The sequence below is a fragment of the Brevibacillus sp. NRRL NRS-603 genome, assembly GCF_003013445.1.
GTDB classification, from domain to species: Bacteria; Bacillota; Bacilli; order Brevibacillales; family Brevibacillaceae; genus Brevibacillus; species Brevibacillus formosus.
Map to the genome: position 1 here is coordinate 1 of NZ_PXZN01000032.1, position 24,878 is coordinate 24,878.

Sequence of the window (24,878 nt, forward strand, 5' to 3'; positions counted from 1 at the left end):
TTTCGCTGTTCAGTTTTCAAGGAGCAATTTCCTGTCCTCAATGTTCATCGTTATTTGTGATGGCGTCTTAAGGACAAGAACTAATCTATCACGTTACCTATCTTTGAGTCAATATGTTTTTTAAAAAAGTTTTTAAGTATAATGCTCCTCCCCGAGTTTTCTGCGTCTGACATACTTGGATAACTCATTGGGAGAGGCGATTCTTGCGTACATACGAAACATGATGGAATACCTCTCCTCCATGGCTCGCTTCACTAGATGATCAATTCGTTTATCGCTAAAATCAAGGAGCATCTCTTCCAGCTCACGTTTTAACAAGTATTCTAGTTCCTGGACTTCTTTCGTATTAAACAAAAACCCTAGCAACGATATCGCCCTCCGCCTTACGAGTCTCTCCTCTATCCTTTCCATCAAAATTCAGCCCTATTCAAAATAAAAAGCCCTCCGTTTAGGAAGACTTCAATTTGTTCACAAATCTGAATTATTTCAGTAAGTTCAATTGCTGTAGTTGTTGGCCCACTGTTTCCTTAAGAATAGTTGGAGTAATCGTACTCTCCACAATGGCAGCGACAAATAACAGAACGACCACAGTCAAAACCGCTATTGGAAATTGCTTGAGTGTATCGTACCAGTCATTTTTCAATTGTGCCAGCTTTTGTGGTTGGATTAGAACTCCCACTGAGCGTAAACTCAGCACCCCTAAACGAATACCAACTCCCGCTGCAAACAGGATAGCTGGGAGCTCAAAAATTCCATGAGGCAAAATCCCTGCACTAAAAATAAGCCATGGACTTACTCCAATCCCGCTGTATTGGAAAAGGATAAATCCAAGCAGCACTCCATTCGTGAGCATTCCAATTATGGGAAAGAATGCAAACAATATTCCCAGCGCCATCATCATCAATGCACTGAAAACATTATTAGAAAAAATCATCCAGAATACCGCTAAAGGTCCGCCGCCGTTATCTTTTATCCGTTCAGCAATTTCCTTTAATTGGCCCATCATTTTACCGACCATCTCTTCAACAAGCGGTGCTTGAAAATAACCAATCAAAGCACCACCAAAAAATAATAAGCATGCGGCGAAGAAATATTTTCGGTTATCAAGCCATAAATGCCGCAATCGATTGCCCATGCACCACACCCCTTTACTGCCTCATAATTCACTATATGCATTGTACCTCAACAATAGCCAACAGGCCAAAGAATATCCTTGTCTTCCCTGCATAAACTGTTATCGGACAAAGGAGGTGCTTATCCATGAAAATTATTTACGTGATCAGCGCGAAACGATTAAAGCAAATCTTAATTATCTTCGCGGCCATCGTACTCACTGCTGGAATTGGTTATGCGGAACGCGATTCCATTGCTGCATTTGCTGAAGGTGCCAGCACGCAAGCCCCCCAAGCTATTTATAAGGTCGACACCAAAGAAAAGAAAATCGCCCTTACCTTTGACATCAGCTGGGGAGAGACACGAGCATTACCTATACTGGATGTGTTGAAAGAAAAAAAGGTAAACAAAGCGACCTTTTTTCTCTCCTCCCCATGGAGTCAACGACATCCGGACATCTTGAAACGAATCAAAGAGGATGGCTTAGAAATTGGTTCGCACGGTCACAAGCATGATAACTACACCAAATACTCCGATGAAGAAATTCGCTCCCAAATGGCTAAAGCAGACTCCATTTTAACCGAAATGACTGGAAAAAAACCAACGCTCATTCGGATGCCAAATGGTGATTTTGACAAACGAGTGCTAGAAATCGCGAATCGCATGGGTTATTCCGTCATTCAATGGGATACGGACTCAAAAGATTGGACCAATCCGGGAACAGATGTGATTATCAATAATGTATTATCAAAAGCTCATCCAGGAGACATCATCCTGATGCATGCGAGCGATTCTGCGAAAGATACACATCTTGCCCTGCCTGTGATCATTGATCGACTTCGCAAGGATGGGTATGAATTCGTTACAGTATCCGAACTCATTTCGGGTACAAGTGTAGACAGCAAAGAAATTCACTGAAACAAAAAAAGCTGACCTTCATCGGGTCAGCTTTCTCTTTTTACCAAACGGTGCAATTGCATGACTTGCCAGACGTTACAAAACAATAGTGGGACGAGCATGGATAACGTTGCACGAACATTATCTTCTTTCAATGCCGGAATCCATTCCAATGCCGTAACGACAAACATAAAGAAGGTCGTCGGTATCCATGCAGATTTATTGGTCAGACTTACTTTTCCATAAGCGGTAACAATAGCAACAATTAATAATAGCGTTGGCTCAATAAAGTACGGGCCAAATCCTTTTCCTTCACCGAAGGATGTATATCGAAGATAAATCATGTCGAAAAAGACAAACAAAATAAGAAATACTTGGACGCTTTTCCACAAGGAAGCTGTTTTAAATATTGTTTTGGCGAAATAATTAATCGTCATATACGCAAAAAAACCCATCTGAGCCACAATGCTAATGGTCATTCCATACAGTAAATACATGAACAAGCCGACAAAAAAGTTACCGGTGCTTCCCCCGAGCAGCTTGTCCAAATCAAAAATAAGGGCAACCAGGATCCCACCTAATCCCCCAAGCAAGAGTGTGGTAATAAAAAGCCATCCATACTTACGCAAACTCACCAAGTATTCCCTCCCATCCATCGAATATGATTGTACCAATGGATACAAGAAAATACTAGCGTAAGAACAAAACAAAATGCACACGTTACTTGTAGGCAGAGTAAAGAAGGAGGTGTCCACCCCATGAGAAAAAAGACGATGTCTTTTTGGTTAACCGCTCTTGTCTGTCTTGTGCTCACCAGTTGCGGGGGTGGCGGACAAGCGCAAGGTTCGTCTCAGCCTGATTATAAAAGCGTCAAAGACATGGTGCTGGACATATTGCAGACGGACGAAGCGAAGCAATCAGTAAGTAAGATGATGAAGGATGAAAAGTTCAAGCAGAGCCTGATGTTGGACGAGTCCACTGTGCGAACCACCTTGATTCAAAGCATGACCAATCCAAATAGTACGCACATTAAAGAGGCGTTTAAAGATCCCAAGTTCGCTAGCGCCATGGCGAAATCCATGAAAAACGAGCAAAAAACGCTTATGAAGGACCTTATGAAGGACCCTGAATACCAAAAAGAGCTCATTAGCGTAATGAAAGACCCTGAGTTTGAGAAAAATTTGATGGACCTCATGAAAAGCTCAGCCTATCGTCAACAAACTATGCAGGTGATGAAGGATTCCTTGCAAAGCCCTTTGTTCCAAGCTGAACTCATGAAGATCATGACCAAAGTATCTGAGGACATGACAAAACCAAAGGAGCTCAAGCCAAAGAAAAAAGGGAAAGGAAAAGAAGGTGGCGATGGTGGCGGCGGCGGCGATTCCGGCGGAGGAGGCGGCGGCGGCAGTTCTTCCTAAACGTAAAGGTGAGCTCTTTTATAGAGCCCACCTTTTTTTACGTACATTTTTATCGTTTCACAGCTTCTCCGCATTTTTCTACAACACGTTTGGCCATATCGATGTAAAGCTTACCAATTTCCGTCTTTTCTCCATAGATAGATGGGGAATAATCAGGTTCAGATGGATGATTATCCGGTTGTCCCAGCGGAATTTGAGCGAGCAGCTCACATGCCAATGTCTCGGCAAGCTTAGCTCCTCCCCCACGTCCGAATACGTATTCTTTCGAACCATCCTTTGCTTCGTACCATGCCATATTTTCCACAATACCGAGGATTTCATGACCAGTCCGCTTTGCCATAGCGCCAGCGCGAGCTGCTACAAACGCTGCAGTAGCATGGGGAGTCGTTACCACAATCTCCATGCTTTGTGGAATCATGGTGTGCACGTCGAGGGCCATATCTCCCGTTCCTGGAGGCAAGTCTAACAAAAGGTAGTCCAATTCTTCGCCCCAGTGCACTTCTGTGAAAAAGTTACGCAGCATTTTCCCCAACATAGGGCCACGCCAAATGATCGGAGAGTTGTCTTCCACAAAAAAGCCCATAGACATAACCTTTACGTTTTGCTTTTCAACAGGCAGAATGGTTTCGCCAATCACGGTTGGACGTTGCTCAATATTCATCATATCGGGCACACTAAATCCGTAAATGTCTGCATCGATAATGCCCACTTTTTTTCCTAAACGCGCGAGCGCAACAGCCAGATTCACTGTCACCGTCGATTTTCCGACGCCACCTTTTCCGGAAGTGACCGCGATAAAGGTCGTATTCGAATCCTTCGCCAAGATCGGGTTCAAAAGGGGAGCTTGTCCCGGTGTCATGTTATGTGTTTGCCCACCTTGGTTCTTACGAAGCTGAGCAGACAGAGCCGCACGTTCCTCGTCTGTCATCGAACCGAATTGCAGGCGTACTTCTTCGGCTCCTAGCGCTTTTACAGCTGCAATGACATCGTCCTCGATCTTGGCTTTGAGCGGACAGCCCGAAATCGTCAGAACGACCGTAAGGCTTACTGTCTTGTCTTCAATATGGATATCCCGAATCATGTTGAGCTCGACCAAGCTACGATTAATTTCAGGGTCTTTTACATCGCGTAGTGCTTCGAGAACCTGTTCTTTGGTCAACATTCTGGTTCACCTCATCTATAATCTTTTCAAACATTTTCATGCTGGTATATCTACAGCGTATGCGCGTTCATTATAGCATATTCGGGCGGTCGGAACACGACCACCGCCCTCTCAAGGTGTAATTGGCGCTTTTTCTCCCGAGTACTGACGCAGTATCCCTTGATAAATGGCATTTGCCATAGCCTTTTGGTATTCAACGCTCTGAAGTCGCTTTGCCTCCTCCGTATTGCTGACAAATCCTACTTCTACCAAAACGGCCGGGCAGTTAACCTCCCTAATCAAGAACACATTGTTCGTCTTACTCGGAACCCGATCTGTATAACCGATCACCCGTTTGATTTCATCTTGTATCAGAAAAGAAACTTCTTCACTCTTTTTGAAGGTGGGGGAGTAAAATGTCTGTGCTCCTGACCATTTCGGAGAAGGGATAGAATTGACATGGATGCTGACCAAGAAATCCGGTGAACTGTCATTGACCAGCTTCACCCGGTTTCGAATGTCCTCTGCTTTTCGTTTTCGTAGCTGGTCAGCATCCGGACTCGCCAAATCCTTGTCCTCTTCCCTCGTCATGACCACAAACGCTCCTGACTGCTGAAGAAAATCCCGCAAGTACATGCTGATGGCTAACGTTACTTCCTTTTCAACCACATCTCCGGCTTTGGAAACTGCACCGCCGTCCTTCCCCCCATGCCCTGGGTCAATTGCTATTACCGTTCCTGTCAGCGGCAGCGACCATGCCTGCCAGGAAGAGCGATCCGGTGATTCGTAGGTGAACAACAGCATGAGTACTGCAAAAGCCAATATCCAGCCTACTCCTTTTCGTGTCACAGTGTATCGTCCCCTTTGTCCCATTCTCGTTCCATCTTATGGACAAACATGGACAAATATACCCGTTTGTGAAAAGGAAAAACCCCCTGCCTGCGAACAGACAAGGGGTTTGTATCGAACAGCAATTAGCGCTTGGAGAATTGAGGTGCGCGACGAGCTGCTTTCAAGCCGTATTTCTTACGCTCTTTCATTGTTGGTATCGATTCACTAAGGTTTCTGCATATTAATAGGAAGATTTACAACTTAGGTTCCGTTTATTTAAGATACTTTCTGATAGAAATATGGTCAAAATATGGTCACGACGAGAGTCCTAGAGATTATGTTCTAGGGCTCTCATTATATCGATCTGGAATACCGATGGGAGGATAACCGATCTGCTGCTAAGAAAAGTTGAATCTTTTTTACGTTGGTTGCCGACGGTCTTTCCATTCATCAACTTCCCTAGGATCAATGTCGAAGACTTCGCAGATATGCAAGGCTATTGTAACCGTGGGTATTGTGATCCCATATTCGATATTCTGGTAGTGCTTGAGAGACACATTTACAATCCGACTTACTTTTTCCTGAGACAATTTCTTTTCTCTTCTTGCGTCAAATAGTTTCAAACCGGAGAACGCTCCTTAATTCCTTTACTCCTATCTTAGGTTGTTGGTGAATTTTTAATCATCCATTTTACTTGGCTAATTAAAATACACGTAGTATACTTACTATTATTGCCAAGTATTTACATTTTGTGTTTACGATTGGATGTTGCATGATTTTAAGGAGTGTTTATGTATGAGGCTGCAAGAGAAGTTTCTAGGGACGCGCATCTGTTTCAAGGGTGGGATTATATCACAGTATGCAGGATTTTAGCTGTTTACAAATATCGGAAAGGAAACTATTACCAAATACTATTGTGTGTGATATCATTAAAAAAATTAAAAACGATAAATTTTTTTAGGGGGCATCCAATGTTCATGGAAATCGGAGATTTACTCCATGCCTACCGACAACGGGAAAATATATCGTTAAATGAGCTTGCAGAGCGCACAGACATTAGTAAGACAACACTTTCCAAGATCGAATCAGGGGAAACGAAGCGACCAGGGTTTGCCCTATGGAAAAAGATCGCAAGCGCAATCAAAATCCCGTCTGTCGATGTGATCACCGCATATCTGGACACCACGGAAAGACCTGCGACAATTCAATTACTTCTGAAAGAGGCGATTGAGCTTAATTACCCGCCAGTGGTTCAACAGGTGGCTTTAAAGCTACTAGAAACGCCGAAAATGGATACTTTTCTAGCGCTGGATCATCTACTACAGGCGACAAACGACGCGAAGGATCGGGCCGTTACGCTGGCATTGCATGAGGTGATTATTGATTACGCGAGGAAGCGCGGCGTCCCGTTATATCTCGGAAAGAGCCTCTATGATCGCTACATGCTTGAAAGGGACGACTTTTCGCGGTTTGAGGAAACCTACCGCAGAGGAAAGGAATTGCTGCACTACATCGATATGCTACTGCCGATGGAGCGCATTACCTTTTACTATCGAATGGGGACGCACGCGTATATCTTAGGCTACTACGGGGAGAGTATCGAATTTTGCGGGAAAGGGATTCGCGAAGACGGTACGGACAATAAGCCCAAAGCCTCGGCCCTCATTTCGATTGTCAATTCATACCTGAGTCTTGGCGATCTGATCCTAGCCGAACTGTATCTAAAAGAGTATGAAAATAGCGAATACGCAGATTACCGAAAGAACCACCTGCGAGCGCTTCTGCACGCCAAAAAAGGGCAGCACGAGGATGCTATGAGACTTTACGAACAGTGTCTCGCAGAAGCAGGGAAGGACAGCCGCGCGACCATTATCAGCGATCTCCTAGAGGTCTATCTGGAAAGCGGCAATGACATCCTAATAAAAGAGCTGATTGGCTCTGAAGATCAGTTCCTACCTTCAGACATTCTCGCTCACCCGTACCGGATCAAACAGGCTGCGCGATACTACAAGCGCAAAGGGGTATGTCAGCTCGCGATTGGACACGTTGAGGAAGGATTCGAGAGTCTTCTGCAATGTATCAGCTACTACCGACAGCTAGGCGCGTCCGACAAAGTAATAGAGGGCGTGGGACTCTTCCTAAAACATCATCGGCTGCAACAAAGGGCTTTTTCTTTCGAAAACATGGAAATAATTGAGAGATTCTGCCATAATGAGGGCATAAAGGAATAGGAGGTGCTGCTCGTGAAAAAGAAGCTACTCATACTCACGTTTGCTTTCCTCGTCACAGCAATTCCGTCAATGTCACTAAGTCAACCGGAACACCTAGTCATATGGTATGGTGCCGAACCGGACTGGTAGAAACTAAATTTTATGGGAGGGTGTAAAATAATGTATAAAAAGGCTACGTTTGTCCTCGCGGGCATCGGTGCGCTGCTGCTTGTCGGAAATAGCGCGTCTGCAAAAATTACAGAGTATGAATCATATGTGACTATCCAGAGTTCGACAAAAGAGGATTACACGATAAAGTTTTACGCTACAACACTCAACGATGACCCGCAAGCAAAGCTGTCAACGCAATCAACCTTGTATAAAGGCGATGAACACGTAGACGACGCGGAAGGCTCTGTCAGGGCGTCAAGCACATATACTGATGTGCATGGACACAAGATCAGGTATAAAGTCGAAACGGATCACTTTGAGACGGTAGGCAGGAAACAGACCGATGCCGAATATTCGGAGGATACAGTCGCATATAATCCGACTGATTGGAAATTCGTCAAGTTGAGCGACGAAGAGGCGCAAGAAGAAGCGAAAGCACACAACAATCTACTCGCCCAACGAGCTACGGAAATCGCTGCTGACACTGGCGTAGACTTGGATGGATACGCGCCAATTAACAAAGGCGAGGTTTTTGATATTGATCCAGACCTGTACCAAGAGGTCAGAGCGCTGACTAAAACCGAGGTAGGCGATAAAAAGCCTCAAATCCATTTGCACGAGTCCGGCGAAAGTCTGTACATACTGAGGCAGTACGCGGACGGATCGAACACGGCTGTAAAGTTCGTGCTGGAAAACGGCAAGTGGGAAAAGCAATAGTATAGGTATTAGTAAAGAAACCCGTCCCCTCAAAACAGGGACGGGTTTTTACTAGCTAGCTAAAATAAATCGACGAATACTGGTGAGCGTAGCATGCCGCTCTTTGTCCAGTTCCGCATTTTGACGCGTGCTTTAATTTGAGGCTGAATGTAAACCTAATCGCGATTCTCGCCAGTGACAATTGATTTTGATACGCCCTAGAATACCTCTCAAATGAGAAGGCTTAAATCTTACTTTTCACAAGCAACTCCGTCTTTGTCACGATCTAACTTCTCTCTGTACCCAGGCTCACCTCTATATAGAGGAGCTGCGCCTGCTGCTTTTGCCTCACTGCAGTTAGCATAATACACTTCCTGTACTGGCTGGGGAGCTGGTTGGGATTGGGGATTAGGCTTTGGTGAGGTTTGGGTAGCCACGGTGCTTGTAATGGGCTCCGATTCGTTCTTTTTCACAACATCCGAATGGTACCCATCCTCTTGGGCGTAGTTTTCAATTGACCAAATTCCAACTCCGGCTTTTTGAGCTTGTTCTTGAATTTTACGGTACTGTTCAACATATTTCACATTAGGTACGTACACATAAGCGACGCGTGCCAACCCCTTTTCCAGCAATTGCTCTTGAACCGATTTACCATCTACATAAATGTAGTAGAGAAGTCGTCCATATTTGTCAGGACCATTATTTACATCCTGTTCTAGCTCCACTGTCTTTTCAGTAAGGAGTTGCTTCGTGAAGTCGCTCGCTTCTTTACCGAATGGTTGTACTCCGTATTTAGGGTGCTTCGTTTCAGGAGTATCGACTAGAAGCAAACGTACAGTCTCTTCTTTGTCGTTTATTTTTACTTTGATAGTATCTCCATCTACCACTTCCAGGACCTTTGCTTGAATCCGTTGTGCATTCTGAGTAGTATTTACATCGGTAGCCGAAGCCGAAACTCCCTGCTGATCTATGGTTACATTTTGAGAGAAACTAACCGCCTCTGTTTTCGGTGAATTTACTGCTGCAGATGTTACATTGGCCGTTTCAGTTGTATTACTTGGATTTGGTTTATTATTGGTATCTCTGCCAGCTATCCCAATGATTAATGCTAATATGGCCCATGTTGCCCCTACACGCTTACCAATTTTACCAAGCCGTTTCCAATCAACAAATACCATTATGTAAGGTACAAAAATCCATCCTAATATCTTTATAAGTTTCAAAATAAGTCCCCCTAATATCCCGACGTATTAGATTTTACCGAGCTGCTTTAATGTTTCTGCATTTCGGATACCCTTTACAGCCATAGAATTCACCTTTTGCTCCTTTTCTCAAGACCATCTGGCTACCACACTTGTCGCAGATATGTGTTTTCGATTGGAATTGTGCGATCACCTTTTTAGGGTCTGGTTTTGCTGTAGGGTTCATCAGGAGAATCATTTCAATGAGTGCTTCGCGATTAATCAATTTTACCCCGTTAGAGGCAGCCAGCTTATAAGCAGCATCTGTGAAGTCTCTATTAGTTACTACCCACGAACCCGATGCACTATAATGTTTCATTGCCCCAACGACTTGCTGAATTGCTTCGATCCCAACGTTTTTAGAGTAGCGCTTAGCTTGGACAACTGTTTTAGTGCCATTCTTTTGCAATATCAAATCAGCTCCGAAGTCTCCTGAAGCACGTGTTACTTCTGCCTTATACCCTTGCGAACGAAAAAGCAGTCCAAGGTATTGTTCGAATTGTAGGCCATCCATTTTGTCTATTTCGCGTATTCCTGATTTCCTTAATCGCTCTTCTCTTTTTGCGCTCTGAGCAATAGAAATCCAAAGAGCAGCACCCATTACAGCAGCAAAAGCAATTCCACCTATGATAAATGAATTTGTATAGTAATATGCCCCGCCAAATGCAAATAAAGAAAGCAGTCCGACCAACTGGCTTATCGGGTCATCTCCCTTTTTCCTTCTTCGTGCCAAAAGTACAGTCCCCTTTCAAAAATAGTTCTTTCAGCATATTTAATTCCCTATTTTCTAACAAACGAAACAATTATACACAAATATACAAAATAACAAAAACCCACCCTTATTTTTGAATGGGTGGGGAGGTTCGCTGTTGTAATCCTTCGCTATATACTATGCACGCCCATTCGCTTGCTGCTTGGCGTCGTATAAATAATTGTTAAGGCGAACTTGGCATTCAGCTTTTAAATGCGACACGTTATAGAGACATTCTTCTTGTCGGCCACCGACAGTCACAACTACAGAGTATAGAAAACTATCAGTTGTCCTTTGGATATGAATTTTCCCACCCATCCTCCCAAACTGGCTCCGATATTCGTGGTGTTTTCGCTCTGCCTACATCGATACGGTATCGAGCATGGGGCGGTATGACATTTTGAGCTGATCCTGATTAAGGCTTTCTGCATCAAGGGCGATTGCCTTAAAAAGCATGCCGTATAGGATCGTTTCGTGTAGTATCTCGCCATTGGTCAGGTTGAATCATTGTCGCTACACCCGCTCTACCTGCAGCATTTTTTCCAAGGGCACCCACCATACACCATCGATTCGAACAAGCTTGATCTTGTTCTCAATTCGGTCGATATCCTTGACCACTCCCCATTCTCGCCGAATACACTCATCAAGCCAGCTGACGGCGATCGCAAAGTCTTTTCGAACAGAGTCGTAAATAATGACATTCATTTCAGCCAAGACGTCTGAATCAACCGGTGGTAACGGGGTCATGACTTCCTCGTAGTGATTCTCATAAAGCAAACTCATTTGTAATCTCCTCCACCAATCCAGCCTCTATCAGATCCCGTAGAATGTCAGGAGCACAACAAGGACTCACTCCTGTGTGGATTATGCTTATGGCTTTGAGATGTTTGGGGGTTAAAACCGGAACAGCTTGGAGTTGGCTGTCGATTACAGCGTTGATTCTTTCCATAGTAATCACCCTCAACAAGAACGTTTGTTCGTATTATATACGAACAAATTACGAACATGCAATTAAAAATGCCTCCCATCAAGGAGGCATTTTAATAAATTTTTCTTTCTCTATATTATTTCTATGCAGTTATATTGTTCCGTGCTTTAATTTCTTCTATCTTTTTGCTAATTTCAGAACGAATCCTCGGCACTATTTTACCCCACCTTGTTTGTAGTCCGACTTGCTCAAGATATGCTTGATCATTATCTTCCTGTTCGCCAAGGTATGAAACAAATAATTCAACCGCTTTAATTCTTGTTTTCCAGTAATCTGATCGCTCCAAGTGATTAGTTCTTAACGAATTAAGGGTATAACTTAGTTCGGAAAACTTTTCTTCATTACAAATTGGGGTATCGTGCAGCACTAGCTCTAAATACTCAAAAGAATACATAATTTCATCAAGATAGTAAATTCCGGCAGGAGTTATTCGAAGTAGCTTAACTTCATCGTAATAGTTTTGTTCATTTTCATCTGGTCTTCTCGATCCGATGTCACTATCAATTAGAAAATAACGTAGTAATGGAATTATACACAGTCTTAGAGCAGACTCATCTTTTACATAGGGTGACAAATCTTGAAGTAATCTCGATATTGGTACATATCCTTCCCCGAGATCATGCCCGAAAGATTGATGGTATAAATCACGAAGGACTTGCAATATCCTAATTGTAACAAAGTGACTAAAGAATCCATCTTTATTAATTGTAAACAAATTTATTATTTTCGATTTCTCGGAATTGTATATCACATAATCTGTTAGTGCAAGGCTCTTTAATACTTCGTCTGGTCTATATAATTTGGGTCGCTCTTGTAAAACCATATTATTTACGAATCTTGATACATCCGTGTGACCTGAAGTAACAAGATCTCTAAACAATTCCAATGCTTGTCTCATATTTCCGCTGGACAGATTTTCAATAATTCCCTTTGTATACTGTGTCGATATCGTATTGTCTAATACTTCAAATACATCTTTAATTCTTACCGAAACTGCAATAGGTTTCCCAGCACGTCTAACATCAAAATTAACTTGTTGGGTTCCTAACAAATTTTTTGTGTACGAAATTCGTTTTTGAATTAATTGAGTAGCCTCTGGGGGAATTATTTGGTAATGAGTAAAATTGCTAAAGGCATCAATAGGTAACCTAGTTCGGATATTCCAAAATGTTTCATCTCTTAAAGAAACAACAATCAAAGTTTTGGAATTTTCCGCCTCTGCAAAAGCGTAGTGACTAATTTCCAATTGTATTTTCGTATCAAGCTGGTCTACATTATCAAAAACAATGCATATGACTTTATTAAGTTTTTGTTGTATGTAGTTAAAGATTCTTCTAATATGATTAGGTAAATCAGACTCCCTCTCTTCTAAGAAGTCATGTAATCTATCATTCAATTTTTCTTCCATAGATAAAATTAACTTCCATCTACCTTTTTTCAAGCGTGAGATTTCATCTTCGTATATTTTCAATAGAGCTTCTAAACTGGTCAAATCTAAGTCCTGGTAGTTTTCGTTAATAACACTCATAATACTGTCATTAATAAAATCATGTAAAGCTTTTCCGGACTTTTTTAATTTTAGAAAATCTATGTGTATCCAAACAAGTTGCCTCTTTGATACCTCTTCTAAAAGAAGTGAATAAAAACGGTGCATAAATGTAGTTTTTCCTGCACCAACATTACCTAGGAGCAAGAAAACGTGACCACTATCTTTCTGAAATTCCATTTTCAAATCTTGTCCAAAATCACCTGATGAATCCTTAGTAGTAATAACCTGCTTAACAGGATTACCGAAAAAAGGGATTCTGTTTTTCAAATATATCTTTAACTCATCCCCATAATTGTCCAAATTATTGGTTACACAGTACACTTCTTGCATAAACTTATCACGTTCATGTTCTTTAACATTTGTGACCTCTCCAAAATACTTATGCAATAAAGGTCTTAAAATACTAGCTAATGCATTAAAATCTTGCAAACGGTTTTGAAAATAATGCGTACCTAAAATTGTTTTTCTAAATTGCGGCTCATTTCTAATTTCCCCGCTTGCAGACAATGCTTCTAGGAATAACTGTTCACTTGAAGAAGAATAAGGGGAAATAAGTGAATAAATAATATGTAAGCTCTTCTCAATACTTTCTTTTCCATTGTATGAAATAACATCTATCGTTTTATCGTTTGCTGGGTATGTTTTAATAAAAATTAGGCTCAATCCATTTGAAACAATACAAAAAGGACAGTTCTTTTGTCTGGCATAACTTCTTGCTTGTTCAATCGCCTCAAATAATTCAGGGCAACTTTTCTCAAGGGTCTTCGAAATCAAGCGCTCCTGATTTCTTGGGATACGAAATGGAACCCCCGTTCTTTTTGCTTCTAATACAAATTTATTTTTTGAACTTTCGCAATAGTAATCAATGTACCCAGCAGAAATCTTTGGCTCTCTTGTTATAGTATCTTCCTGCCACCCAAAAACTTCTTTAATAATAGGATCGATTATTTTACATCTTGTATCAGTTTCACTAAAACTAGAATACATGCTATCCAGACGTTCCAATTCATTAATTAGCGAATTCCAATTGCGAACAACCTGCTGAAAGTCCAAAAGCATTTCCTCCTTAAAAAAAAACTTCTTGACCTATTTTAAGTCAAGAAGCCATATTTATCCATTGCATAATAAGCGACCTTTACTTGTTCTCTTGAGAATCTAGGTTTCTGTAAGATTAATTCATTCGCCACATGATTGTAATCTTTGCATTTCCAATACCAAAATATATAGTGTACTGATGCCAGAAGTTCAAGCCAATCATGTATTCTAATTTCTTTGGGTTTATTATTTGTAATCTCTCTAAGAGGCTTGAGAGCTTGTTTAGACTCATCCCTTAATACATATGAAGCCATTTCATCAGCATTAATGGTTTGGTTTGCATACATAACTCTTGTAAGGGCTGGTGAATAAGGTCCCTTCTTGTACCAAGACCATATAAAATCCCCACAATTTATACCTAACTCATTGGCTAAATAAATTACCTTCTGGGCAATAATTCGATCTTGTATTCCAACTGTGGAGGGCGGAGCGTCAGTAACATATTCATGTACCTTAAATACGGAAATATATTGCGTGTCCATATTTCCCTCCTCCTCTCACAGATAAATCACTTTATTAACTTGAATATAATACAATGCAAAGTGAATTAAAAGTAATTCTCATTAAAAACACACAACATTCACTATGCTACAATATTATTTCCAAATGGGCAAGTATTCTATTCAGAAAACGAAATTATATGCTTTAGAGACAGTTGTTAATACTTTATTCAATGCTTTACGAAAGTTTCCTCTGAACAGTGGGATAATTCAAATGTATTTAAGTCATGTGTCGATTTCGGCATTGAATACCAAACTTCATCAAATGATTTTTTTCTTATTTTATTCTAAACATGTCCTAACTTCCTTCTCAATACATTTAGAATAGACAACTTGGTTCTCATTTTAACGATTAAGTATTGGATAGTTAAAAAACTCCACCTTTCAGTGGAGTTTTTTAACTTCTTTTTCCGTTATGCCTGCTACAACTAATTTCCAAAAAAGTTCAATGCAAAATCCAACTTCTGTTACTGCATAAGTGGTTGGTTCCTACTTGTTTATTTCCATTTTACCAAATACTTTATATTACTCGTCACAAACGTCTATAGTGTAAACTTCTGTAAACTTGTGTCCCCGAAGGAGGGGGGGCCTATTAGAATGCAGTTAGCAGTATCTCCAAGGCCTGCTGGATCGCCTCAGCTTGCTTATCTGTCACTACCCCATACCCTGCTCCTACAATTGCAAGAACGCCACCGACAATCATCCAAACTCCTCGTTTCTTTTTGTTTGTTTTATCCATGAAACTCATCCTCTCAATATTACTGTATTTGTACTACCATCCCACTCAATCTGTAGACAAAGCGCGGCAGCTAACTCACGTGCTGGCGCATACGCCGAACCCGATATGAGCTTTTCATTTAGGTCTTTGCCGTTTACGCGAACATCCTTCGTTTGTTCAATCCACTCCACTTTTCCACCTGCAGCATTGGCGACAGCTCGTACTGGCAGCATAGAAACGCCTTCCTGCAAAAATCCAGTTACCGCGAGTAAAGTACCATTCAGACTGATAGCAACCGGAACTTGCTTGGGCTTATCCACTTTACCCACAGCTTTTTGCAAGAATTGTGAGTAATTAGTGCGGAATGTGCCCATCGGGAATGCAGGACAGTTTTTCCAAGCGTAGCCGGGGTACTCCTGGTGACCAAACACCTGCTTCATGGTTGGAATCTGTACCTGCAAGTGCTTGATAAGGCGATTCGCCGAATCAAGTTGTGCTGCGGTTGGTTGCTGTGTCCGGAAATCACCTACAAGGCAAATCCCTAGCGCATGACGGTTGCTGTTGCCAACATGGTAGGAAATTGCCTCTGGATCGTTGCACCAGTAAATCACCCCATCCTTTTGAATCACAAAATGATAGGCAATGCCCGGCCATCCGTTTTTGACGACATGGTAGCTTGCGAATGCCTCTGGCGATCCGCTTTTTGTAGCTGAATGATGCATAGCTGCCGATCGGATGTCAGTCAGCTTACGCAGTCCATACCTTAGTGTTTTGTGACGTGGCAAAGAGGTGCGAACGTCGATCACGCGCGCACCCGAGATAGTAATATTCATGTTTACTTGTTCTCCTTTCTTGCAGCTCGCTCTGCTTTCGCTTTGATTTCCGATCCTACCAATTTTTCAACTGACCTTGGCATAGGCCAGCCAGCTCGATGTGCATTTGCGGTCAGGCTCGTCCACGTGTGATAAATGAGACCGAACGTTACTCCGTAAAACAAAAAGCCTGGCGTGCCCATGACGCGATCTAAGAGATTGGCTAAGGCTGGTAGAGCAAAGAGGAACATTGTGCGTGGGATTCTTGACAACCCATAATCAGATGAGTAGGATTGATCTTTTTTTGCTGCGGAAATGCCTGTGATCCAATCGAGGACGATCATAAAAAAGAGCACGATCAGGATATCCTGACGGTTCGTGCCGTACAGATAGAAAAAGGCGGGCGACACGATTGCACCTGCAGTTGTCGCCCATCCGTTTGCAGGGGTCGCTACATTTTCTAAACTCTGTAGAAATTTCATAGGGTACCTTCCTTCTCACCCGCTAGGGGCAAAAGTAAAAGGAGCCGCGATAGCAGCTCCTCATAAAAATGCATTTTGCTCTCTACAACCCACAACTGTCCAGCCATTCGCTCATTGTTACGGTGTCAATGTCGGCACGCCGGGAATAGGCATAATCCACAACCTCTTGGAAGTTGCTTACGTTGTACTCGATACTGGACGAGGCTTCACCGCTAACGATCTTATGGAACATGAATAAACACACGCCCCCCACTTTGGCCGCATTATCTATGTGCCCTTTTAGTGTGGCCGGCGTAATTGTATGATCCACATTTCGAATCTTGATCGTCCGTTTATCCGGTGGCGGTGTGGTCACCGTATCTTCTTGGACAGTGCGGCCCGCTCTGCGAGATTGCATAACTTGCAGCACCCTGGCATCATACGCCCCGTATGGATACGCCAAGATATTTGATGCTCTCGTAAAGCCATTTGTATTTAGCCAGGTCTCGGCCTCTCCAATTTCTTTCTCGATGGCTGCTGTGTCTTTCAGGTCTTTCAGTGTCGCGTGGTTCATGGTGTGGTTGGCCATGTCCCACCCGTAGGCGTACATTTCCTTTAACTGTTGCAGCGTGCAATAGCCAGACCACCCTACGTGCGACGGAATGACGGCAATGACACCTGGAAGGTTAAATTTCCCCATGTACTTGAACGCTTCGGTGTACTGTGTCAACCAACCATCGTCAAACATGAAAATCACTTTCCCGCGTTGTGTTTCATCACGAATGATCGAATCAAATATGATCGACGCGGTAGTATTATCGTTGGACTTAACCCGAATCTGCATAGAGACAATATCCCGGGTAAGGCTTGCAGCTCCAATTGGCTCCAGCTTGCTGACATCGATGATATGTTCATTCCACCCCAGCGCCATTCGCCATCCCCGCACGGTGTAGCCCAAAAATTCTGCGTAGCCGGTATCATGTGCCAGATAAATTTGAAACTCATAGAAGTCAGTCAAATTGTCTACATAGAATTTAATCTTTAGGGTTTTTGCCCCTGTAAGGTTGAGGAGAATATTTCTTCGAGCAGCGATCGATGTACCCGTAGAGGTGACTTGTAGCATCCCGTTGATAAATGACACAGTGCCTCCGCCATATGCTTTTAGCCAGGCGTTGGTATCACTAAAAGGCTCCACGAGACGGCCTTTCTTGTAATCTCTAACTTGGGCCAATATCAAGTCTTTGCTTTTCTTGTCTGCCGGCTTAGCCCATGCCATTCTCTCCACCCTCTTTTTGAGCATTTTTCAGCTTCTTATTTTCTTTCCGCAATGCTTCCAGCTCTTTTCGTAGTGCCTCTTCCTGTTGTCGCTCCTCCTCTCCTGCTGGCGTGTAAACCCAATCTCCTAGCGATCCGTCAGGATTCCGCTTCCGGTATCTCATGCTTTGATCGCCCCCGATAAATTCGTCGCTGCAGCTGTTGAGTTGGCGTCATTACTGGTCAGTGTAAATTTCAAATGGAGTTGAGCGTCTGGTGTCGCGTACGTTCCAATGAATTCCTTCTCTACGATTCCAGTGATAACAGGTGCAGACGTTTTGTTCATGGGCTTGTAAGATTCAGCAGCCCCAGCCGCCACGATGGAAAGAGCTCCATCCACATTCAGGTCTCCTGTTTCATGCTGGAGCCAAGCTAGGACTTCTTTGGCTGTAGTTGATTGAGGAGATAGCTTGTAGCGAGCATGGGCAGTTTTGAGTCGTGTTTTCGTCACTAATCGGGTCAGGGAAAATGTGAGGACTGTCGTTGCTCCTAATGAGTCGGCTGCTGTTATGACGAGACTGTTCGGTCCATTAACCATCTGCTTCGGTGTGACGGTTATCGTCCACGCGCCACCGCTGACCGATATGGGTACATCTGCACCACCGTTCAGACGATACTTCATGGATACTGCTTGTCCATCTGGATCGGAAACAGTGCCGTTTATCGTAATGGGTGAATCATCCGACAAATTATCATTGTTCTCCACAAATGTGTGTGTAAGAGTAGGCGGGCGATTCAGCATAACGGTAAACGTACGCTCTGCAATGATCGAGGTTCCGCCCTTATTGTCCTCTGACCACACTTCTAGTAAATGGGTTGCTCCCTCATCCAGTAGCCCAGAAACGGCTGTCGTTCCATCCTTCAATGCTCCACCTGTAAATGTCAATGTCTTGTTAAAGGCTAACGGATTTACCCCATCGACTGATCCTTGGGCAATCCGATAATTTGTCCCTTTGTTTACACGTACATAGACAGATACGATGTCACCAGCGTCTGTGTCTTTTGTGGTTCCTGCAATTGTGTAGGTATTACCTACAGATAACTTGACCCCGCTTGCTGGAGCAGTAAGTGTGAGCGTTTGACCAAAGTTGTCTTCATAGGTAACTGTTACGGTATAGGCATAATAGTAGGTATATGAAACGGAAGATGGTCCGTATACCGTACCGGAATAGCTTTGTGTGTAGTTGTACTTACGCGTATCAGGCTTGCTGACTGTCCCGGAATAGCTGCCTGTTGCAGAAGCACCATATATCCTTTCGCCGCCACCTTCGTTGCTTAAAAGCTGACACGACCCCGCAGACGCTCCGGTACGTTGTAAAGTGCCCGTGTATCCTTCCCCGTCCGAATAGGGAATCGATGATGGCAACGCCGACAAAGCGCCGCTTTGTGCAGCACTACAAGACCCCCCGAGGTCATACCAAGAATCGCGAGAAGTTGATACTGATTTTTGACCGGGAGGGCTACCACTAACTACATAAGGAGTTGATCCGCCTGCCTTAGACAGGGTACCGCTATAAGTACCATCGTTGTAACTGATCGACGATGGAAAACTATCAGTGCTGCTGGTACGAGTATCCGATACGGTTTTTGTGTTTGGGGTGCTGGATGTGGTGTATCGGGTATATGAGCCATCGCTGACATTGATCGTCACTTCGCTGCCATTGACAGAGTGTGTAACTTTGCCTGTATTGACCGCAACTGACACGACACGCTTTAGGTTCGAAATGGTTATCTTTTGTGACCGGCTTTGTGATGTAGATTCGGGGAAATTAACAACGGTTGATTTGCTCGCCATCTAACCTCCTCCTTTCTTATGTGACGGCTATTTTCACACTATAGGTATCAATTGACCCTCGTCGCATACGTTTCGCCGCTGTATCAATCTCCACGGTTGACCGTGCCAAGATCGCATTTGATGAATAGGTTGCTGTGGGAGCCGCATTTAGTGTAATGACCTGAGTCGACGCATTAATTGCCGTGATGATACGCTCCTCCTGATTGTTGACAGAGGCTAGTGTCACCTCTTGCCCTACTGCAAAACCTGTCACCGATGCAACGGTAACATTCGTACCAGAAATCGACTGAATGGTTGTTCTCGTTTTGTCCAAAGAAATGACCGCATCCTGGATGCCATCAAACAAATCAACAAAAATCCCACTATTCCCCGCTGTCCTGTCTCCTGTCGTGATCTTGGCGTGCAGGTAGAGAATGCGATTTTCTAATCTGATTACAATGCCATCGATGTCCTTTATACCTTCTTCTATGTGATTCATACGCCGTGCGGTAAAACGAGTACCATCTTGGATTGTCTCACCTGTGTCCGTATTTACAAGCCGGTCAGTCCAAAATTGTCGTTCGTAAGGCATTTCACACACTCCTCACTTCGAAAGGGATTTCGAAAAGCAACAATGCCCCTGTTTCGTGCGAGGTAATCTGTGCATCAGAGGTGATCATTGCCGTCCCGCTTGCGTCCACAAGTTTTGCCTCTGTAATGGTGCCCTCTGCATCCACGGCGTCCAAGTAGACGTAGAGCTGCACAACCGTTTTCTGGGCGCTGGTAAGATGCTTCGTCTGTGTAATCGGATGGACGACTGATTTCCCGTCAACAGTGATGATGGCATTGCTCAGTTTTGCACTTACCGTATTTCGGATGAATTCCAAGAAAGCTGCCTCTACTTTTATTGCCATCTGAATTACCCCTTCCCGTAAGCACGAAACGGAGAAGTTGTTTTTATGATCACTTGTGTAAATGGCTCAAAATATTCCTCAAACACTTCGCCTTCTTTGACCGTAAATGTGTAGTTGTTAATCGTGAATGTCAAATCGTTCGTTCCGTCGTTCTTAATAACAAAGCCGTACATGGGCTCTGTGAAAATTTGCGTAGTATCTGTGGCACCGCTAAAAGGCTCTTTTGCAGATAAGCCGCGAAGTTGCACGAACATAGCGCCTTTATTACCCTGAATTTCCTGAAATTCATCCTTCGTCACATTGAAATATTGCGGGACCGGAAGTAGACCGCCGTCACGTAATATATGTCTTGTGCCAATTGGCATCTGATTCCCTCCTATCTCATTCCGTTGCTGTAAACATAGGCATGCCAGGCGCAACAAAGACGGGCAAGCTTGGAGCATTGACAACAATTTCGTCAGGGTAGAAGGTATTGCACACAAAGTAATCAACCCTGAATTTTTTAGCGGAAACATTCACTTCGATCGTACTGGCTACGATTTTGAAAACAATGTCATCAAGCCAGGAGCTTTTGCGCTTCACACCTTCCACCAGACGGCGGAACTTTGCCAGATCCCCCGGTTCAAAAATCAGCTGTTCTGTCTCAATTCGAAAATGATGCGGTTCTCCTCCATATTCGAACCACTCGCGGACAGATGAGTTTTTAAAAACGATGGACGCAACCTGCTCGATTGCCCAGGGGGTGCCCTTATATCGATGAGCTCCAATTGCTGTTTTGACGAGCTCTCTCCGACTTTCAAGGGATAACGTTGAATCATAGAAATCGACGTGCAATTGGTGGGCTAAAATGTCCACAACCTCTGAATCTAGTTCATCGATCCGAGAGAACATCAGCACCAGTTTTATATCAGAGGAAATGTCCTGCATTTCCTTTGTAATCGCTGCGGCCAATGCTCGAATCTGCTTGTCTTCTTTTATGGATGGCGGAAGAATGTCCGAGAGCTTTGCGTTGTAGATATCAACCACTTTCCAAACCTCCATACACCACATTGACCGTGTGTTCTTTGGCTACTTCCGATTCAGTCAGCGTGGTAAAAACTGGACTTGTCACAGAAACCCTTTTTGCTCCCGCCTTCTTCATCAGGAATACAAGCTCGGATGGATCGATGTCTCGTCCAAGCTTGGCTCTTTGCCACAGTTGATAATCAGCAACAGCTTGATTCACTTTGGCTTGTATAGCTGTAACAGCACTTTCCTTGTCTGTATCAATCCAGTAAGTGGCCTCAATGTTGTATGTTTTTTGAGTCGGGGCCAAAACAAAAACTTGGTCGGTGAGTGGCCGAATTTTCCTGTCATTGCAAACAGCCGCGACAAGATCGATAATTGTCTGATCAGGTATCTCGCCCGTTTTGAGAAGAGGTCGAATCTCTACCACTCCAGCTCTTGGGCTCGATACATTTACATCACCTAGAAGGGTACTGGCGGACTTTGCCCAAAACTCGTAAGCTCCAGATGGTCCAGCTACGGAAAAACTCTCAGGTGCTTGCCGGATTCGTTCTGCATATGAATCGTCGTCCTCTTCATCTGCCCCGCCACCCGATTCTGTGACATTGGAAACCGATTGGACAAATGGCAAAGGGTCAACCAATTGGTTCAGCTTCCCCACTGGATACCCATTACCAATCACACCCACGGAAACACATTCCGCTTTGACCTCTACTTTCGTTTCCCCGCTTGAGACTGTGACGTCCACTGTTGTTGCAAAAAATACGTTGTCCCCTGCTGTGACCCGTGTCCCTTTTGGGATAGTCTGAGATACTGGTGTCGATAAGGTAAAACGAACCGTAGTCTTAGCCTTTGTAGCCAGTATTCTTACTACGTTCAGCAAGATACCAATGAGGTCCAGGTACTTACCTCTCGCATATTTAAGCAAGTTCTGTTTTGCAGAGTCGTCGATAATGACTCTTTGCTGTACAAAAAAAGGCACGATGCTCTTGATAAAGAGTCGTACCGGATCAGCTGCTGCAAGTGGTTTTTTGTATTCTTTTTCATAGTTTGCGATCAGATCCGCTTCGATTTGTTGCGGCGATTTATTGGCGAATGATACATCTGGTAAAAAATCAAACCTAGACACCTTTTATCGCCACCTTTACCAAAGGTTTTAACATCCCGTTTTCATCACCTTTATACGTAACTTCCTGGACCTCTGCACGTGGTTCATATTGTTGGATTTTTTCAATGAGTCGTGCCGAAGTGATTGCCATATAAGCATTAACAGGTGCATCGATGTTAGGGTCCCAACCAAATGATCGGTACATCGGAGATGTATGAATCATGCTCAGCATGATGGTCCTCACATTTTGGATCACTTCTGTTTCTCCCGTCGCGCCGAAAATAACCTCTTTAAAATCACTGGTAATCGTTACGATTTGAGCCATTAGCTTCCCGCCTTTTTCGGATACTCCTTGAGACGCAGCTCAACGTTAACAGATAGTAAACGACCACGGCCGTCATAGTTTTTGTGTTGTTCGCTAACCGACTCAGTAACCCATTGGCTGGTTGAAACAGGTTTATTTCCGATGACTAATAAATCCCTTTGGCCCGTATCCCTTTTGATCCGCAATGTTTTCAGCTCCGCTTCTGGATCAACCCCGAGCGAGGCTTTCAACTGAATGGAAAGACTAATTTCTTCAAGCCCCGGACCAACGAATTCAGGAATCGGTTTGTTTCGATGGATGTCATGGGTTACCCACCGGCTCGAGCCGTTTCTTGTCAGTTCATCAAAAGTACGAACACGCTGGGAAGATACTTCAAAAATCACTTCTCCAAGACTTCCGATGACCGCCATTCTGGTTCACCTCGCTGCGTCGTTTGGTTGTATATGATATTGGCGTTATTGACGACGATTTTCCCAGGGTGGAGGAAATCAATGGTGATGGTATGCGTTTCTCGATCATAGTCGATGAATGTCCCATCACCAAACCGGATGTGTCGTTTATTTTTGTTTTTGATTGGCACCAGGTCCTCCTGGTTGTACGTCGATCCAAGGATGATCCCATCTGCATTCCCTGTCGGCAAGAATAGGCACCATACCTGTTCATTCACATCCGGCAGCCAATAATCTTTCTGCAAAAAAGAACCGCGAGAAAGGATGTCCATGTTGTAGGACACGACATCCTCGCGATCACCGAAAACGACCCTTGCTGTTGCATCCCTTTCGTCCACGCTCGATACAATGCCGACACGTAATATGTTTTTCATATCCATTACCAGCCCAATACCTTTCTGCATTCAAGCGATGTTTCGTAGCCATTCCCGCTATAAGCATGAACAGCTTGGGTAATGATGTATTTCCCGCTCACAGCCCCAAAATTGTTCAGCATAAACGTCATACCCGCTACCAGGTTAACGTCTCCCATCAAGGTAATACTTGCCGTGTTCTGCTCCTTATTCGCTTGGCGCAGCGCACTTTTGGCTTTTCGTTCTGCCTGACGTCTATCCTTTACGCGCTCATTGATATACAGTGTACGTCCTGTTTTTGGAGCGTTAGGGGGCATATAGGTGTGGTGGATCTTCTTTTTCCCCTTTGGACTGTGATAGTTCACAACAGCGCGATTATAGATTCCTGTCGTGGTCACATGTGCCGAAAAGCTTTTGATCTTGGACGTTGCGTAATTGAGCGAAAAAGCAGGAGGTTTCTCCTCGTATTTAGCTTCATCAAATAAACTGATCTGTTTGCCTGTCAGCTTAACAGCAATGCCAGCATCATCGCACAGGCGCATGAGGAAACCAAGATCGGTTTCCTCTGTTTGTTCAATCCGATCATAGTCCTCGTCTTCTGCGTCAAAAAGAAGTTTGAGGCCATTCTTGCCTGCAATATCTTTTGCGATCACAGACAAACGCGTTTTTTCCCATGCGCGGAATTTTCGTTGTGCCCGGATCGTTGATGCATCTGGCACAGACACGCCTTGGATACTGACGGCATTGGGTGGACTTGTTAGGCTGATCTCATTGATCTCGAAATACCCGCAATCTAAGGCATCCGTTTTCCCGTCATCGATCCAGTTTTCTCGAATGATTTTTGCCTTTAGGCTTGCATACAATTCTGGCATCCATGCTGCCCACCAAAGGCGTTCCCGATCTGCTAGGTTGATAGATAGGGTATCCGCCGTACCTGAGAGATTGTCGGTGTACTCAAATGAGGTGAGGTACGGCTGCAGGTCATTCGATATATTCTTGTTGTCATAGAGAAGTTCAAATTTGACTCGTCTTGGATGTGCCACC

30 protein-coding genes and 2 pseudogenes are annotated in these 24,878 nt (G+C 43.7%); 4 read left to right on the forward strand and 28 right to left on the reverse strand.

The features are described from left to right. Positions 1–132: 132 nt before the first annotated feature. Positions 133–366: a hypothetical protein gene (locus tag C7R94_RS22500; RefSeq protein ID WP_012684012.1), complete on the reverse strand. Its 234-nt coding sequence runs from the start codon at positions 364–366 to the stop codon at positions 133–135. Positions 367–481: 115 nt separating this feature from the next. Then, positions 482–1,135 carry a stage II sporulation protein M gene (locus C7R94_RS22505; protein ID WP_106784902.1) on the reverse strand — a complete coding sequence of 218 codons (654 nt, stop codon included), beginning with the start codon at positions 1,133–1,135 and terminating at the stop codon, positions 482–484. 125 nt (positions 1,136–1,260) lie between these two features. Here C7R94_RS22505 and pdaB point away from each other — a divergent pair, with 125 nt between their 5' ends. Beyond that, entirely contained in the window at positions 1,261–2,031 is a 771-nt protein-coding gene (pdaB, locus tag C7R94_RS22510) for a polysaccharide deacetylase family sporulation protein PdaB (protein ID WP_047074658.1), read from the forward strand. Positions 2,032–2,057: 26 nt separating this feature from the next. On the opposite strand, the gene C7R94_RS22515 is transcribed toward pdaB, so the two are convergent. Continuing rightward, positions 2,058–2,645 carry a KinB-signaling pathway activation protein gene (locus tag C7R94_RS22515; protein ID WP_106784905.1) on the reverse strand — a complete coding sequence of 196 codons (588 nt, stop codon included), beginning with the start codon at positions 2,643–2,645 and terminating at the stop codon, positions 2,058–2,060. A 123-nt stretch (positions 2,646–2,768) separates the two neighbouring features. Here C7R94_RS22515 and gerD point away from each other — a divergent pair, with 123 nt between their 5' ends. Next, positions 2,769–3,428 (forward strand): spore germination lipoprotein GerD, encoded by a 660-nt coding sequence (gene gerD, locus C7R94_RS22520; protein ID WP_106784908.1) that lies wholly within the window; start codon positions 2,769–2,771, stop codon positions 3,426–3,428. A gap of 49 nt (positions 3,429–3,477) precedes the next feature. Here the strand turns inward: gerD and C7R94_RS22525 are convergent, their stop codons facing one another. The 4 genes and pseudogenes from C7R94_RS22525 to C7R94_RS22540 all read right to left on the reverse strand — a co-directional run bounded on the left by C7R94_RS22525 (position 3,478) and on the right by C7R94_RS22540 (position 6,023). Next, positions 3,478–4,590 carry a P-loop NTPase gene (locus C7R94_RS22525; RefSeq protein WP_106784910.1) on the reverse strand — a complete coding sequence of 371 codons (1,113 nt, stop codon included), beginning with the start codon at positions 4,588–4,590 and terminating at the stop codon, positions 3,478–3,480. A 111-nt stretch (positions 4,591–4,701) separates the two neighbouring features. Then, on the reverse strand, positions 4,702–5,418 hold the full coding sequence (cwlD, locus tag C7R94_RS22530) for an N-acetylmuramoyl-L-alanine amidase CwlD (protein ID WP_304533971.1): 717 nt from the start codon (positions 5,416–5,418) through the stop codon (positions 4,702–4,704). A gap of 125 nt (positions 5,419–5,543) precedes the next feature. Further along, positions 5,544–5,615: pseudogene (gene rpsI / locus C7R94_RS22535) on the reverse strand (30S ribosomal protein S9); the annotation flags it as partial. 204 nt (positions 5,616–5,819) lie between these two features. Further along, on the reverse strand, positions 5,820–6,023 hold the full coding sequence (locus C7R94_RS22540; RefSeq protein ID WP_106784914.1) for a helix-turn-helix transcriptional regulator: 204 nt from the start codon (positions 6,021–6,023) through the stop codon (positions 5,820–5,822). Between the two features lie 348 nt (positions 6,024–6,371). On the opposite strand from C7R94_RS22540, the gene C7R94_RS22545 reads away from it, so the two are divergent. Together C7R94_RS22545 and C7R94_RS22550 are read left to right on the forward strand one after the other, a co-directional pair. Further along, positions 6,372–7,631: a helix-turn-helix domain-containing protein gene (locus tag C7R94_RS22545; protein WP_106785079.1), complete on the forward strand. Its 1,260-nt coding sequence runs from the start codon at positions 6,372–6,374 to the stop codon at positions 7,629–7,631. A 159-nt stretch (positions 7,632–7,790) separates the two neighbouring features. Beyond that, the gene (locus C7R94_RS22550; RefSeq protein ID WP_106784916.1) at positions 7,791–8,498 is read left to right on the forward strand and encodes a hypothetical protein; all 708 of its coding nucleotides are present in this window, start codon (positions 7,791–7,793) and stop codon (positions 8,496–8,498) included. 230 nt (positions 8,499–8,728) lie between these two features. Here C7R94_RS22550 and C7R94_RS22555 read toward each other — a convergent pair whose 3' ends face one another. The 21 genes and pseudogenes from C7R94_RS22555 to C7R94_RS22645 all read right to left on the reverse strand — a co-directional run bounded on the left by C7R94_RS22555 (position 8,729) and on the right by C7R94_RS22645 (position 24,877). Further along, a complete protein-coding gene (locus C7R94_RS22555; RefSeq protein WP_233220636.1) occupies positions 8,729–9,700 on the reverse strand; it encodes a thermonuclease family protein in 972 nt (323 codons plus the stop codon). Between the two features lie 34 nt (positions 9,701–9,734). Continuing rightward, positions 9,735–10,451, reverse strand: a complete 717-nt coding sequence (locus C7R94_RS22560; RefSeq protein ID WP_106784919.1) for a restriction endonuclease — start codon at positions 10,449–10,451, stop codon at positions 9,735–9,737. Positions 10,452–10,607: 156 nt separating this feature from the next. Then, positions 10,608–10,814: pseudogene (locus C7R94_RS31110) on the reverse strand (YhjD family protein); the annotation flags it as partial. 168 nt (positions 10,815–10,982) lie between these two features. Then, on the reverse strand, positions 10,983–11,252 hold the full coding sequence (locus C7R94_RS22565) for a hypothetical protein (RefSeq protein WP_106784921.1): 270 nt from the start codon (positions 11,250–11,252) through the stop codon (positions 10,983–10,985). A 287-nt stretch (positions 11,253–11,539) separates the two neighbouring features. Beyond that, on the reverse strand, positions 11,540–14,059 hold the full coding sequence (locus C7R94_RS22575) for a hypothetical protein (RefSeq protein WP_106784926.1): 2,520 nt from the start codon (positions 14,057–14,059) through the stop codon (positions 11,540–11,542). A gap of 38 nt (positions 14,060–14,097) precedes the next feature. Further along, positions 14,098–14,583 carry a hypothetical protein gene (locus C7R94_RS22580; protein WP_106784928.1) on the reverse strand — a complete coding sequence of 162 codons (486 nt, stop codon included), beginning with the start codon at positions 14,581–14,583 and terminating at the stop codon, positions 14,098–14,100. Positions 14,584–15,193: 610 nt separating this feature from the next. Next, positions 15,194–15,340 carry a hypothetical protein gene (locus C7R94_RS30095; protein ID WP_158264702.1) on the reverse strand — a complete coding sequence of 49 codons (147 nt, stop codon included), beginning with the start codon at positions 15,338–15,340 and terminating at the stop codon, positions 15,194–15,196. 5 nt (positions 15,341–15,345) lie between these two features. Beyond that, positions 15,346–16,152, reverse strand: a complete 807-nt coding sequence (locus C7R94_RS22585; RefSeq protein ID WP_106784931.1) for an N-acetylmuramoyl-L-alanine amidase — start codon at positions 16,150–16,152, stop codon at positions 15,346–15,348. 2 nt (positions 16,153–16,154) lie between these two features. Next, entirely contained in the window at positions 16,155–16,613 is a 459-nt protein-coding gene (locus C7R94_RS22590) for a phage holin family protein (protein ID WP_106784933.1), read from the reverse strand. A gap of 82 nt (positions 16,614–16,695) precedes the next feature. Beyond that, positions 16,696–17,868 (reverse strand): polysaccharide deacetylase family protein, encoded by a 1,173-nt coding sequence (locus C7R94_RS22595; RefSeq protein ID WP_106784936.1) that lies wholly within the window; start codon positions 17,866–17,868, stop codon positions 16,696–16,698. Continuing rightward, on the reverse strand, positions 17,855–18,031 hold the full coding sequence (locus tag C7R94_RS30370; RefSeq protein ID WP_199197956.1) for a hypothetical protein: 177 nt from the start codon (positions 18,029–18,031) through the stop codon (positions 17,855–17,857). The genes C7R94_RS22595 and C7R94_RS30370 overlap by 14 nt, the downstream gene beginning before the upstream one ends. Continuing rightward, complete coding sequence (locus tag C7R94_RS22600) at positions 18,028–19,701, reverse strand: hypothetical protein (protein ID WP_106784938.1); 1,674 nt, start codon at positions 19,699–19,701, stop codon at positions 18,028–18,030. The genes C7R94_RS30370 and C7R94_RS22600 overlap by 4 nt, the downstream gene beginning before the upstream one ends. Before the next feature lie 16 nt (positions 19,702–19,717). After that, positions 19,718–20,272, reverse strand: coding sequence for a hypothetical protein (locus tag C7R94_RS22605; RefSeq protein ID WP_106784940.1), 555 nt, complete (start codon positions 20,270–20,272; stop codon positions 19,718–19,720). 1 nt (position 20,273) lies between these two features. Then, positions 20,274–20,594, reverse strand: coding sequence for a hypothetical protein (locus C7R94_RS22610; protein ID WP_106784942.1), 321 nt, complete (start codon positions 20,592–20,594; stop codon positions 20,274–20,276). A gap of 5 nt (positions 20,595–20,599) precedes the next feature. Then, a complete protein-coding gene (locus C7R94_RS22615; protein ID WP_106657704.1) occupies positions 20,600–20,959 on the reverse strand; it encodes a hypothetical protein in 360 nt (119 codons plus the stop codon). 16 nt (positions 20,960–20,975) lie between these two features. Further along, positions 20,976–21,620 (reverse strand): phage tail protein I, encoded by a 645-nt coding sequence (locus C7R94_RS22620; RefSeq protein ID WP_158264703.1) that lies wholly within the window; start codon positions 21,618–21,620, stop codon positions 20,976–20,978. Further along, the gene (locus C7R94_RS22625; RefSeq protein ID WP_106784946.1) at positions 21,613–22,728 is read right to left on the reverse strand and encodes a baseplate assembly protein; all 1,116 of its coding nucleotides are present in this window, start codon (positions 22,726–22,728) and stop codon (positions 21,613–21,615) included. The genes C7R94_RS22620 and C7R94_RS22625 overlap by 8 nt, the downstream gene beginning before the upstream one ends. Next, entirely contained in the window at positions 22,721–23,032 is a 312-nt protein-coding gene (locus tag C7R94_RS22630) for a hypothetical protein (protein WP_106656061.1), read from the reverse strand. Before C7R94_RS22630 ends, C7R94_RS22625 begins: the two co-directional genes overlap by 8 nt. Further along, a complete protein-coding gene (locus C7R94_RS22635) occupies positions 23,032–23,442 on the reverse strand; it encodes a phage tail protein (RefSeq protein ID WP_106784948.1) in 411 nt (136 codons plus the stop codon). Before C7R94_RS22635 ends, C7R94_RS22630 begins: the two co-directional genes overlap by 1 nt. Beyond that, positions 23,412–23,855 (reverse strand): phage baseplate assembly protein V, encoded by a 444-nt coding sequence (locus C7R94_RS22640; protein WP_158264704.1) that lies wholly within the window; start codon positions 23,853–23,855, stop codon positions 23,412–23,414. Before C7R94_RS22640 ends, C7R94_RS22635 begins: the two co-directional genes overlap by 31 nt. Before the next feature lie 5 nt (positions 23,856–23,860). After that, entirely contained in the window at positions 23,861–24,877 is a 1,017-nt protein-coding gene (locus C7R94_RS22645; RefSeq protein ID WP_106784952.1) for a phage late control D family protein, read from the reverse strand. Position 24,878: the final 1 nt, after the last annotated feature.